This window comes from Caballeronia sp. SBC1 (assembly GCF_011493005.1).
Lineage (GTDB): Bacteria > Pseudomonadota > Gammaproteobacteria > Burkholderiales > Burkholderiaceae > Caballeronia.
Genome location: NZ_CP049158.1, coordinates 1,363,877 through 1,376,213 on the forward strand (window position 1 = coordinate 1,363,877; position 12,337 = coordinate 1,376,213).

The following is a 12,337-nucleotide window of genomic DNA, read 5'->3' on the forward strand; positions in this document are numbered from 1 at the left end:
ATCCGAACGCAGACGCGTCTATTGCAATCTGAAGGCGGGAACTGCGGAGCGGTCCACAGCTTCGCACCTCCCTGGTGCCCCAAGTCATCAAAGATTCATTCAACTCCTCCAGTGTCGCGCCGTTAAGCCAACCAGATCAATGGGATTCCCATGCAATTCTCTACCCTCCATGTCACACACGGCGCGCCATCGACAGTCGACGCGTTGATTGCCGATGGCGCGTTGTGGGCGGTATTCCAGCCTATCGTGCACCTTGCGGATGGTGAGATTGCAGGGCATGAAGGGCTCATCCGCGGTCCGGCGGACACCTGGCTCGAGACGCCGCGCGGCTTGTTCGCGCAAGCGCAGCAGGAGGGGTCGGCACACCGGCTGGAGATAGCCGCGGCACAGGTATGTTGCGAGTCCTTTGCGCGCCTTCATGGCGCCGGCCTGCTGTTCATCAACGCAAGCGCTACCGTGATCGAAACGAGTGTTGACGAGGATGACGGCATTGGCAATCTGCTCGGCGCGAGCGGGCTTGCGTCCGAGCGCGTCGTGGTCGAATTGACCGAGCAGAGCGTCATTGCCGACCTTGACCGTTTCGACGCGACCATCCGCGCGTTGCGCGCAAGCGGCGCCGCGTTTGCGCTCGACGACTACGGCAGTGCGAATGCGAACATGAATCTCTGGGTACGGCTAGTACCCAACTACGTGAAAATCGATCGGTTTTTCATCGACAACATCGCGCTCGATCCGCTGAAATTCGAGGCCGTTAAAGCGATGGCCGCGTTTGCAAGAGCCAGCGGCGCCGAGCTGATTGCAGAGGGAATCGAACGCCCGGCCGATCTGGGAATCATCCGCGATCTCGGTATTGCGTATGGACAAGGATTCTTGCTGGGGCGCCCGGCGGCATTGCCCAGTCAAGCCTTGCCCGCCCCTATACAACACTTGTTGCGCTCGTCCCGGATCACCGTCTATCCCTCGCATACCCACACACACCGAGAATCCCGCGCGAGTGGATTCGAACTCGACCGGATGCTGATTCTCGCGCCCTCGTTACCGCCGGACGCATGCAACGACCACGTGGTCGACCTGTTCAACGTGGCGCCGGACTTGCACGCGGTAGCGATCATCGACGACGGGCGGCCGGTCGCGCTCATCAATCGCCGCGCCTTCATGGACCAGTACGCGCTGCCTTACCATCGCGAACTGTTCGGCAAGCGGCCCTGCCTTCAGTTTGCCAATCCGGCGCCACTGGTGGTCGAGCGTTATGCCACGCTGGAGCAAGTGGCGCATATGCTTGCCAACGATGACCTGCGTTATCTCTCCGACGGTCTCATCATTACCGACGCAGGCCGTTACATAGGGCTCGCCACCGGCGAGCGGCTGGTGCGCGCAGTGACGGACATCCGGCTGGAAGCGGCACGTTATGCCAACCCGCTGACGTTTCTTCCCGGCAACGTGCCGATCAATTCGCATGTAGAGCGGCTGATCGATAACGGCGTCGACTTCGTTGCGTGTTACGTCGATCTCGACGACTTCAAGCCGTTCAACGACTGCTACGGTTATTGGCAAGGCGACGAAGTGCTCAAGGCGGCCGCTGCGGCGCTACGCTCGGTCTGCGAACCAGCGTGCGATTTTCTCGGGCACATAGGCGGCGACGATTTCCTGATGCTGTTTCAAAGTGCGGACTGGCGCAGCCGCAGCGTTCAGGCCATTGATCGCTTCAATGAAGACGTCAAACGCTTTTACTCGCCGGAAGACCGGCTCGCAGGCGGTATCTACAGCGAGGACCGGAACCGCCAACGGCTGTTTTTCGGCTTCGTCACCATGTCGATTGGCGCGGTCAGGGTGGCCGCCGGAACGGCGCGTATCTGCGAGGAAATAGGCGCAGTTGCGGCTGTCGCCAAGCGTCGCGTCAAGAAGGAAAAGACCGGGATTGTCACGATCGATTTTGCTCATCACCGGTCTGTCTGATCGTTCAGCACGCGGCATGCGCCGCACGCTTACACTACAGTTACATGCATCCCGTTGCATCGCTTCCCGACCGGTCGGACGTTTTTTCTCTGCTAGTCTGACAATCACGAACCGGGTCGCGGATCGTCACGCGCGAACCATGCTCGTTTAAAGCGTAGCTGGTATAACGACATACTTAGCGTCGTAAACGGCCCGCTCCGCAGAGCGCAATCCTGACTGCAAACTCGCGATTCCCTACGCACCATGACCACTCAAACACCTTCAGCCGCGCCCGACCTTCCTGTCGACATGATCATCTTCGGCGGTGGCGGCGACCTGTCCGCACGCAAGCTCCTGCCGGCCCTTTATATGGCGCATTTGCACGGCAACCTGCCCGCGCAAACACGGATTATCGCGATCGGCCGGCGCGACTGGTCGCGGGAGCAATACGTGCAGTTCGTGGAAGAGCAATCGAAACCTTTCGTCGACAAGAAGGCGCTTGATCCGCAATCCTGGGACAGTTTCCTGGCGCTGTTCGACTACGTGCGCATCAACATTGATTCGGCAAGCGACTATCTGCACCTGGCAGAAATTGCGCGCAAGGACGTATGCCGCGTGTTTTATCTCGCGACGTCGCCGGACCTGTTCACGACCATCTGCGACAACCTCGCGGCCGCCGGTCTGGTCGACGGCAACTCGCGCGTCGTGCTGGAAAAACCGCTCGGCCATGATCTTGCCTCGGCACAAGCGATCAATGCTTCTGTCGGCCGTCATTTCGCCGAAGCGCAGATCTATCGCATCGATCATTACCTCGGCAAGGAAACGGTGCAGAACCTGATGGTGCTGCGTTTCGGCAACGCGATCTTCGGACCGCTATGGCAAGCGCCGTACATCAAGAGCGTGCAGATCACCGTGGCTGAAACAGTGGGCGTGGGCAGCCGTGCGGGCTTTTACGACCAGACCGGCGCGCTGCGCGACATGGTTCAGAATCACTTGCTGCAACTGCTGTGCATCGTGGCCATGGAGCCGCCTGTGTCGCTCGACCCTGATGCCGTGCGCGATGAAAAGCTCAAGGTGCTGCGTTCGCTGCGCAAGATGACAGTCGCCGATATTGCCCGCGATACCGTGCGTGGCCAGTACAGTCCGGGCGCCATTGACGGCGAACCGGTCAAGGGTTACATGGAAGAGGACAACGTGCCGGCTGAAAGCCGTGCCGAGACCTTCGTCGCGATCCGCGCGCATATCAACAACTGGCGCTGGGCGAACGTGCCGTTCTTCCTGCGCACTGGCAAGCGCTTGCAGAAGAAGCAATCGGAGATCGTGATCGACTTCGCCGACCTGCCGTTCTCGATCATTCCCAGCGGACCGCGCAACTATGGCAACCGGCTGGTCATCACGTTGCAACCGGAAGAATCGATCCAGTTGCAGATGCTCGCTAAAGAGCCCGGCAGCGGCATGCATATGCTGCCGGTGAACCTGAATCTGGATTTGCAGCAGGCGTTCACCGAACGTCGCGCGGAAGCGTACGAGCGGCTGTTGATCGATGTGATGCGCGGTCGCCTGACGCATTTCATGCGTCGTGATGAACTCGAAGCGGCATGGGCGTGGGTGGAACCGATCCTGGACGGCTGGAAGGAACTGAACGACGGTCCGCGCAGTTATACGGCAGGTACGTTCGGACCGGCCGCCTCGTCAGCGCTGATGGCGCGGGAAAATATGGCGTGGGCTGAAGAGGCCTGACGCCGGTTGATTGTCACGCGCACCGGACCACCGGTGCGCGTGAAACGGAAGTCGCCGATCTAAAGCGAAAACCGGACCTCGGCCGCGAGCCCCTCGCCGCCAGGTCCATCTTCAAGACTGATGCTGGCCCGGTGCGCACGCACAATCTCCCTCACGATCGCCAGGCCCAACCCGCTACCCTCTTCCATCGATGCCCTGAAGAACGGCTCGAACACACGATCGCGGACATCGGCTGGAATACCGGGACCGTCATCGGTAACAGCAAGCACAATCATCTTCTCGCGCCGTTCGATCAACAACGTCACGTGACCTGACGCAGGCGTGTATCGAATAGCGTTATCGACCAGGTTGAAGACCAGCACCGACAATAACCGCGCGTTCCCTAGCACGATTGCATCGTCGGCAAGCTGCGCGGCTAGTTCGATCCCGCGACGTTGCGCCAGCAGCGCCAGCTCTTCAATCACGGTGGTTGCGACCTCGCGCAAATCGACACGTTCGCCCTCGAAATGGCTGTAATCGGCGGTCTCCGCTTGCGCAAGCAAGAGCAACTGGTTGGTCAGCGACACCAGCGCGCCATTGCTCTTGTGCATGGCCGACAGCGTCTCTTTGACGGTCGCGAGATCGTCGTGGCGTCGCGCGTATTGCAGTTGCGCACCGAGCAACGTCAGCGGCGTTCGCAACTGATGCGCGGCATGCGCAATGAAACGCCGCTGCATGGCAGTCTGCCGCTCGATCCTCGCAATGCAGTGATTAATTGCATCCACAATGGGCCGCAACTCGCTCTGAAGATGCTCCGAGCGCAACGGCACGAGTTCGTTCGGCGCACGGTCGCGAACGTCATTGGTCAACGCCATCAAGTGCCGCAACTCGAACGTCAGGCCGACGCACACCAGCACGATTGCAATCGCAATGATCTCCGCGAAATGCAGCAGTTGCGGCCGCCATAACTCGGTTGCCAATGCATCGCGCTCTAGTTCTGTACGGCCCACTGACACAAGGATGCGCTTGCTTTCACCGGAGTCGTACATCGGCCGGATGATGGAAACCGCCCGCACGGGCTGACCGTCGATCTCGGTGTCGTACCAGCCGGGTGAACTGGCAGGCTCGACCTGCTCAAGATCCGACGTGCCCGCAATCACCGGCCCGTCGATCACGCGGATACGGAAAAACACCCGGTCGCCGTAGGGCGAACTCAGGATCTCGATAGCGCTTGGGGAAATGTCCGCATGCAGAAAACTGTCGTCCCACTTGACGTCGCCAGCCATCACACGGGCGGACGCGAGCAACGCGTTGTCCTGGATCAGGCTCGCGGTTTTCTGCGCGCCTTCACGGGCCATGTAGCCCGCGGCAAGCACATAGACCGTCAGCGGTAGCAGCAACCACAGCAGAAGCCGAAGACGCAGGCTATTCGTCATCGCTGCTGGCTTGCAACAGATACCCCAGGCCGCGAAGCGTAATGATGGTGGCGGTGCTTTTCTCGAGCTTCTTGCGCAGCCGTGAGACGTATATCTCGATGGCGTCTTCGCTCGTGTGGGTAGTCGAGCTGCCGAGCGAATCGGCCAGCATCGGTTTGGAGACAGTCTTCTTGGCCTTGAGGATCAAGGTCTCGAGCACGGCATGCTCTCTCGGCGTCAGGCTCAGCATGTCGCCCGCTACCGAAAACTGCCGCCGGTCGATATCGTAGGAAAGATCGCCGCAGCGCGTGCTGTTAGAGCGCGAGGGCAACTGCCGCCGCACCAGCACCTTGACCCGCGCGACCAGCTCGCGCGCATCGAAGGGCTTGACGACGTAGTCGTCCGCGCCGGCGCTCAGGCAAATCACCTTTTCATCCACGGAACCGCTGGCGGTCAGGATCAGCACGGGCGTGTCGTCGCCCCGTTCTCTCAGCCGCCGCAGCACGCCCTTGCCGGACAGATTCGGCAAGTTGAGATCGAGCAGCACAACGTCGTAGCGCGTGGTGCGCAGGAACCGGTCGGCCGCGTCGCCGTCGCTGACGCGATCGAGTACAAAACCATCGTCTTCCAGAATCTTAGCGAGCCAATGAGCCAGTTCCTCATTGTCCTCGACCAGCAGTAGCTTCATCACATTCACCGCGTTATGCGTGGGCATTGTCCGCCAGCCCGGCATACACGTGATTCAAACGAGCCTCACGCCACGCCGGGCCACGGCCCTCAGGCGAAGTGTATCTCGCTCGGGGCGTGGCCATGCGGTTGGGCGTCACCCGTCAAGCCGTCTTGTATTGGCTGCGCGCTGCCGTGGATCGATACAGGATCAGCGTCGCGATCAACCCGCAGACGGCGGCAAGGGACATCCACGCGCCCGGCGCCGCCTTGTTACCCGTTGCGTGAATCAGGTACGTGGAGATGGCCGGCGTGAACCCGCCGATGGTCGTCGCCAGGCTATACGCCAGCGAAAACCCTGTGGTGCGGACTTCGACCGGCATGACTTCGGTGAGCGCCACGACCATCGCGCCGTTATAGCTGCCGTACAGGAACGAGAGCCACAACTCGACGCCGAGCAAGCGCAGGAACGACGGATCGGCGACCAGCCACTGCACGGCCGGATACGCCGTGAGAATGGTCAGGATCGTGAAGAACAGCAGCACAGGGCGGCGTCCGACACGGTCAGACAACGCACCCGAGAGCGGCAGCCACACGAGGTTCGACAAGCCGACAAACACCGTCACCACCAGTGCATCAATGGAGGAAAGCTTGAGCACTTCCTTGCCGAAGGTCGGCGTGTAGGCGGTGATCATGTAGAACGATACGGTGGTCATGATGACCATGCCCATGCCTGCAAGCACGATGCCCCAGTTCGCGAGCATCGACTTCATGATCTCGCCCATCTTCGGACGGTGTTTGCGTGCAAGGAACTCTTCAGTTTCCTGCAACGAACGGCGAATGATGAACAGGAACGGCACGATCAGGCAGCCGATGATGAACGGCACGCGCCATCCCCACGACGTCATCTGGTCGGGCGGCAGGATGCGGCTCATGCCTACACCGATCAGCGCGGCGAACACAACGGCTACCTGCTGGCTACCGGATTGCCACGAGCAATAGAAGCCCTTGTTGCCCTTGGTCGCGATCTCGGAGAGATACACCGACACACCACCCAGTTCTACGCCAGCGGAGAAACCTTGCAGCAGACGTCCGAGTAACACGATGATCGGAGCCACCACGCCGATAGTCGCGTACCCCGGAATCACCGCAACCAGCAAGGTGCCGACAGCCATCAAACCCAGCGTAAGGATCAGGCCCTTGCGTCTTCCGTGATGATCGATATACGCGCCGAGCACGATGGCGCCAATCGGCCTCATCAGGAAGCCTGCCCCGAATACAGACAACGCGAGCATCAGCGACGCAAATTCGTTACCGCTCGGGAAGTAGGTCTTGGCAATGGCCGAGGCGTAATAGCCGTAGACCATGAAGTCGTACATTTCGAGAAAATTTCCGCTGACAACTCGAAATACCGACTTGAATTTCGAGTCGTTTGCAGACGTAGCGTGTGAGGACATGAACTTGACCTTCTCAAAGGATGCGGCGTGCCGGCGCACAATGGCGACAACAGTCACTGCATTCGACAACAATTAACAACGACCGGCGCGACTGCGACGGACGCATTGATGGTACCTATCCAATCATCAATACCGACTTGCCCACCTGGCGCCGTGCCTCAAGCTCGGCATGCGCCTCTTCAACCTTATCGAACGTATAGCGAGCGCTGATGACGATGTTCAGCGAGCCATCGGCGAGCGCCGCGAACACGTCGTCGGCGCGGCGCTGCACTGTGTCCGCGTCGGCGAGATGATCGGCCAGCCGCGGACGCGTCAGGAACAGCGAACCACTTTCGCCCAGTTCAATGGGATCGAGATCATTCAACGAACCCGACACCGATCCATAGTTGACGACCAGCCCGCGCACGCGCGTGGCGCGGAAACTGTCGCGCAATGTCGTGCGACCGACCGCGTCATACACCACATCCACGCCACGGCCGCCGGTCGCTTCCCGCACCCGGTCAGCAAAGCGGCCATCGTCGTAAAGCATCACGTGATCCGCACCGAGCCTGCGAGCAACATCCGCCTTCTGCTCGCTGCTGGCGGTGGCAAACACCGTCGCGCCGCGACGCTTGGCAAGCTGCACCAGCAACTGGCCGATACCGCCGGACGCCGCATGGATCAGGCACGTGGTGCCGGCGCTGACATGACCGACATCGTCGATCAGATAATGTGCTGTCGACCCCTGGAAAATCGCGGCAGCGGCGAGGTCATAGGGAATCGAATCGGGGATTCGCGCCAGCCGTGCCGCCGGCACGACTGCGTATTCGGCATAAGCGCCCCACGAAATGCACCACGCAACCCGCTCGCCCAGTTCGAACGACGTCACACCCGCGCCGGTTTTAACCACATCGCCGGAACCCTCCATGCCAAGCGTGCAGGGAATTCTCACGGGGTACGTCCGCGATACCTTGTATTTCCCCTGGCGCGTGTGGATATCCATGAAGTTGATGCCTGCGCACCTGACCTTGACCAGCACCTCTCCACGCCCTGGCTGAGGAACTTCGATATCCTGACGAATCAGGACTTCGGGTCCGCCATACTGTTCTATGCGTATCGCTTTCATTGCATCGCTTCGAATAGAGGGAAATGGGTTGCCGGTTTCACTTCGGTTTCACTTATTTGGCACTCAGTTGCACGCGGTCGACGAACTCGTTCGTGTAGGTCCTCGACAGATCAATATGGCGCGGATCGATCGACGAGTTGGCCAGCGTAAGCACCTTCAGCACCGCAGCGGGCGTACCGTCAGGCATCCGCCCGTCCTTCGTAAACATCGGCATGGAGGACTTCAGGGCGCTGATATAAAGCGCCTTGCCCGTTCCCGGTCCATAAAAATCGCTCGGCACCTTGGCCGTTATCTCTTCCGCGCTATGGCTCGCAATGAACGCAAGCGAGCGCACCATGGCGCGTACGAGCTTCTGCGCTTCATCGCGGTGCGTGTTGACCCAGCTTCGCTGAGCGTAGAAACACGGGCCCACATACGGGCCGCCCAGCGCAGCCGCAGTGCCCGCGGCGCTACGCATGTCCACCAGCACTTTCGCGTCGCCACTGGCCAGCAGCCGGCTGGCAACCGGCTCCTCGATCATGCCTGCGTCGATACGGCCCTGATTCAGGGCCGCGATGAAACTGTCGTCGGAACCCACCGGCAACACCGAGTATTCCTTCGGCGACAACCCGGCGCGGGCAGCAAGATAATGGGTCAGGAAGTTCGTCGACGATCCCAGTCCCGTCACCCCCAGCGTCTTGCCCTTCGCGTCGGCCATGGTGTTGAAACCCGCCGAGGATTTCTTCGAGACCAGCTCGACCAGCCCCGCGCTCTTGCTGAACACGACCAGCGCTTCAACATCCTTGCCGCGGCTCTGCAGGTCGATGGTGTGATCGTAGAAACCGACCGCGCCCTGGATCGCACCGGCGAGCAGTTCCGTCGCGGTATCGACACCGGCCGGCTGCGACAAAATCTCGAATTCGAGTCCTTCGTCCTTGAAATAACCGAGTTGTGACGCGAGGATCAAAGGCAGATAGACGATCTTGGAGGTGCCTCCCGCCATCAGCGTCAGCTTTTCCGCCTGGGCGGGCGACGCGGCGCACAACAAAGCGGCCAGCGTGCAAGCGAGCGTGAAAAAGCGGGGGGAAAACTGCATCGGGAAACGTCTCCTGCTATACATGGCAAACCGGCATCTTGTTCTAATGTGCGGCAAGTATAAGAAGGCAAAGCCTTCTGCCTGCTTTCTGCCGGGGTCGGAAAATATCGGCGTTTACCCTTGGCGCCGCGTTTTAAACGACTACGCGCTCAAACCCATGAGGGAAAGAGCGCGTTTTGTGTCCAGATTTTGTGCAGCGTGTTGCCTGAGCCGCGGGCTTACCAGGCGGCGATCACCGCGCCCGCGTACTTCGCCTCAATGAACTGCTTCACTTCCGGCGAGTGATAGGCGGCCACGAGTTTTGCCACCCACGGCTTGTCCTTGTCCACGGCACGAATCGCGATGATGTTCGAGTATGGGCCGTTCGGATCTTCAATCGCGATCGCGTCCTGCTTCGGCTTCAACCCGGCTTCCATGGCGAAGTTCGTGTTGATCGCGGCGGCGTCCACATCCGCGAGCGAGCGCGGGATTTGCGCGGCGTCGAGTTCAACAATCTTCAGCTTTCTCGGGTTATCGACAATGTCGAGCGGCGTTGCTTTCAAGCCTGCATCGGCGCGCAACTTCAGCAAACCGTTCTTTTGCAGCAGCAAGAGCGCCCGGCCACCGTTGGTCGGGTCGTTCGGCACGGCAATGCGCGCGCCGACCGGCAACTGCGCCAGCGACTTGAACTTCTTCGAATAGATGCCCATGGGGAACGTGACTGTATCGGCGATCTTGATCAGCTTGTAGCCGCGGTCCTTCACCTGTGCGTCGAGATACGGCGCGTGCTGATAGCTGTTTGCGTCGAGATCGCCCGATGCCAGCGCCGCATTCGGCTGGACGTAATCGGCGAATTCAACAATCTTGATGTTCAGGCCATTCTTTGCGGCGACCTGCTTCACGACTTCCATGACCTGTGCGTGCGGACCGCCGGTCACGCCTACCTTGATGGTTTCATCGGCTTGCGCGACGTTAGCGAGCAATGCTGAAGCGCTGAAGACAGCGGCCAGCTTGAGAATGAATCGACGTTGCATGGACTACCCTTTGAGCTTTATAAGAAATTATTTGTGGCTGTTATTTGTGGCTCAGACGACGCACGAGCCAGTCGCCGAACGACTGCACAAGCTGCACGAAGACGATCAGGATCACCACCACCGTCAGCATCACTTCCGGCAAAAACCGCTGATACCCGTAGCGAATGCCCAAGTCGCCCAGACCGCCGCCGCCGATTGCGCCGGCCATTGCCGAATACCCGACCAGTGACACGAACGTAATCGTCAAACCGGCAACAACGCCCGGCATGGACTCGGGCAACAACACCTTGAACACGATCTGGCTCGTGGTTGCGCCCATGGACTGCGCCGCTTCAATCAACCCGCGATCGACCTCGCGCAGGGCAGTTTCGACCAACCGCGCGATGAACGGCGCGGCCGCGATAGTCAGCGGCACAACCGCGGCCATGGTTCCGATCGACGAGCCGACCACCAGCCGCGTGAACGGGATCACCGCGACGAGCAGAATGATAAACGGTGTTGAACGCACCGCATTCACGACGCCGCCCATGACCCGGTTCACCGCGAGATTGCGCAACACGCCGTCGCGGTCGGTGAGATACAGCAGCACGCCCAACGGCAGCCCCAAGGCCGCGCCGACCAGCCCGGAAATGCCCACCATCACGAGCGTTTCCCAGAACGACTGGACAAACATATCGAACATTTCACTCAACATGGGACATCTCCTCCACCACCACACCTTGTTCACGCAGATACGCAACGGCCTCGGCCACGTTCGCCGGCTTTCCGGCCGCGAGTACTGCCAGCGAGCCGAACGCCTGGCCCTGGATCTCATCGATCTGGCCGTGAAGGATGTTGAAATCCAGTTCGAAGCGGCGGATTGTTTCAGAGAGGATCGGCTGGTCGACGCCGGAGCCGGTGAACGCGAGCCGCAGCAGATGGCCGCCGGTTTTCAAACGCTCGGCCACGCGCAGCTTCAGCGCGGGCGGCAAATCGTGCGCGATCACGTCACCAAGCAACGCGCGCGTGACTTCGTGGTGCGGCTGCATGAAGACATCGACTACATTGCCTTCCTCAACCACGCGACCGGCATCGAGCACCGCGACGCGATCGCAGACCTGCTTGATCACGTCCATCTGATGCGTGATCAGCACGATCGTCAGGCCGAGTTCCTTGTTGATCTTGCGCAGCAGATCAAGAATAGAGCGTGTGGTTTCAGGATCGAGAGCGGAAGTGGCTTCGTCGGAGAGCAGCACTTTCGGCTTGCTGGCAAGCGCCCGGGCGATCCCCACGCGCTGCTTCTGGCCACCGCTGATCTGGGCGGGATAACGATCTTTTTGCGTGGTGAGCCCGACGAGTTCCAGCAGCGGCAACACGGTCGCCTCGATCTCGCCGCGCTTCATGCCGGCGAGTTCGAGCGGCAGCGCGACGTTGTCGAACACCGTACGCGACGACAGCAAGTTGAAGTGCTGGAAGATCATGCCGATGTCACGGCGTGCCGTACGCAATTGCGCGGCGGGCAGCGTGGTGAGGTCGCGGCCGTCCACGATCACGCTGCCTTCGCTTGGCCGCGTCAGCAGGTTGATGGTGCGCACCAGCGTACTTTTACCGGCGCCGCTGCGGCCGATGATGCCAAACACTTCGCCCGGCGGAATCGTCAAATTGACGTTATGCAGCGCTTCGATCCAGCCTCGTGGGCCAGCGAAACGTTGCGAAAGATTGCGTATTTCGATCATGTAAACAAAAAAAGCGGCGGACTCCCCGTTGAGCGAGTTTGCTCGGGCAGCCGACCGCCGTTCATCCCTGGTTCGCGAGAGGCGAAAGTTTAACGTAACCCGCGACACGGCTTAATAATCTATTGCGCAAGGCTAATTACTTATACGTATGTAGCTTGCGTGGCGGGGCCTTTGAGGGCGTTGATCGTCGTCGAAATACGCAATGCTCATATCGATTCAAGCAAAGCTCGGTTCCAT

General features: G+C 60.3%; 10 protein-coding genes. 2 read left to right on the plus strand and 8 right to left on the minus strand.

Going from position 1 to position 12,337, the window contains the following annotated elements; translation table 11 throughout:
• Positions 1 to 150 precede the first annotated feature (150 nt).
• Positions 151 to 1,956 (plus strand): phosphodiesterase, encoded by a 1,806-nt coding sequence (locus SBC1_RS32890; RefSeq protein ID WP_165104492.1) that lies wholly within the window; start codon positions 151 to 153, stop codon positions 1,954 to 1,956.
• 243 nt (positions 1,957 to 2,199) lie between these two features.
• Complete coding sequence (gene zwf, locus SBC1_RS32895) at positions 2,200 to 3,675, plus strand: glucose-6-phosphate dehydrogenase (RefSeq protein WP_165989130.1); 1,476 nt, start codon at positions 2,200 to 2,202, stop codon at positions 3,673 to 3,675.
• 59 nt (positions 3,676 to 3,734) lie between these two features.
• Here the strand turns inward: zwf and SBC1_RS32900 are convergent, their stop codons facing one another.
• The 8 genes from SBC1_RS32900 to SBC1_RS32935 all read right to left on the minus strand — a co-directional run bounded on the left by SBC1_RS32900 (position 3,735) and on the right by SBC1_RS32935 (position 12,100).
• Positions 3,735 to 5,090, minus strand: a complete 1,356-nt coding sequence (locus tag SBC1_RS32900) for a sensor histidine kinase (RefSeq protein WP_165104494.1) — start codon at positions 5,088 to 5,090, stop codon at positions 3,735 to 3,737.
• A complete protein-coding gene (locus SBC1_RS32905; RefSeq protein ID WP_165104495.1) occupies positions 5,080 to 5,757 on the minus strand; it encodes a response regulator transcription factor in 678 nt (225 codons plus the stop codon). Before SBC1_RS32905 ends, SBC1_RS32900 begins: the two co-directional genes overlap by 11 nt.
• Positions 5,758 to 5,899: 142 nt before the next feature.
• Positions 5,900 to 7,192: an MFS transporter gene (locus SBC1_RS32910; protein WP_165104496.1), complete on the minus strand. Its 1,293-nt coding sequence runs from the start codon at positions 7,190 to 7,192 to the stop codon at positions 5,900 to 5,902.
• A gap of 115 nt (positions 7,193 to 7,307) precedes the next feature.
• Positions 7,308 to 8,297 carry a quinone oxidoreductase gene (locus SBC1_RS32915; RefSeq protein ID WP_165104497.1) on the minus strand — a complete coding sequence of 330 codons (990 nt, stop codon included), beginning with the start codon at positions 8,295 to 8,297 and terminating at the stop codon, positions 7,308 to 7,310.
• Positions 8,298 to 8,349: 52 nt separating this feature from the next.
• Complete coding sequence (locus SBC1_RS32920) at positions 8,350 to 9,372, minus strand: ABC transporter substrate-binding protein (RefSeq protein ID WP_165104498.1); 1,023 nt, start codon at positions 9,370 to 9,372, stop codon at positions 8,350 to 8,352.
• 218 nt (positions 9,373 to 9,590) lie between these two features.
• Entirely contained in the window at positions 9,591 to 10,385 is a 795-nt protein-coding gene (locus tag SBC1_RS32925) for a MetQ/NlpA family ABC transporter substrate-binding protein (protein WP_165104499.1), read from the minus strand.
• 40 nt (positions 10,386 to 10,425) lie between these two features.
• On the minus strand, positions 10,426 to 11,079 hold the full coding sequence (locus SBC1_RS32930) for a methionine ABC transporter permease (protein WP_165104500.1): 654 nt from the start codon (positions 11,077 to 11,079) through the stop codon (positions 10,426 to 10,428).
• Positions 11,069 to 12,100 carry a methionine ABC transporter ATP-binding protein gene (locus SBC1_RS32935; RefSeq protein WP_165104501.1) on the minus strand — a complete coding sequence of 344 codons (1,032 nt, stop codon included), beginning with the start codon at positions 12,098 to 12,100 and terminating at the stop codon, positions 11,069 to 11,071. Before SBC1_RS32935 ends, SBC1_RS32930 begins: the two co-directional genes overlap by 11 nt.
• Positions 12,101 to 12,337: the final 237 nt, after the last annotated feature.

Excerpts from the sequence above, each read along its gene's own strand:
- zwf (WP_165989130.1), top strand. The coding sequence starts at position 2,200 with ATGACCACTCAAACACCTTCAGCCGCGCCCGACCTTCCTGTCGACATG.
- SBC1_RS32900 (WP_165104494.1), bottom strand. The coding sequence starts at position 5,090 with ATGACGAATAGCCTGCGTCTTCGGCTTCTGCTGTGGTTGCTGCTACCG.
- SBC1_RS32920 (WP_165104498.1), bottom strand. The coding sequence starts at position 9,372 with ATGCAGTTTTCCCCCCGCTTTTTCACGCTCGCTTGCACGCTGGCCGCT.
- SBC1_RS32910 (WP_165104496.1), bottom strand. The coding sequence starts at position 7,192 with ATGTCCTCACACGCTACGTCTGCAAACGACTCGAAATTCAAGTCGGTA.
- SBC1_RS32930 (WP_165104500.1), bottom strand. The coding sequence starts at position 11,079 with ATGTTGAGTGAAATGTTCGATATGTTTGTCCAGTCGTTCTGGGAAACG.
- SBC1_RS32915 (WP_165104497.1), bottom strand. The coding sequence starts at position 8,297 with ATGAAAGCGATACGCATAGAACAGTATGGCGGACCCGAAGTCCTGATT.
- SBC1_RS32890 (WP_165104492.1), top strand. The coding sequence starts at position 151 with ATGCAATTCTCTACCCTCCATGTCACACACGGCGCGCCATCGACAGTC.
- SBC1_RS32935 (WP_165104501.1), bottom strand. The coding sequence starts at position 12,100 with ATGATCGAAATACGCAATCTTTCGCAACGTTTCGCTGGCCCACGAGGC.
- SBC1_RS32925 (WP_165104499.1), bottom strand. The coding sequence starts at position 10,385 with ATGCAACGTCGATTCATTCTCAAGCTGGCCGCTGTCTTCAGCGCTTCA.
- SBC1_RS32905 (WP_165104495.1), bottom strand. The coding sequence starts at position 5,757 with ATGAAGCTACTGCTGGTCGAGGACAATGAGGAACTGGCTCATTGGCTC.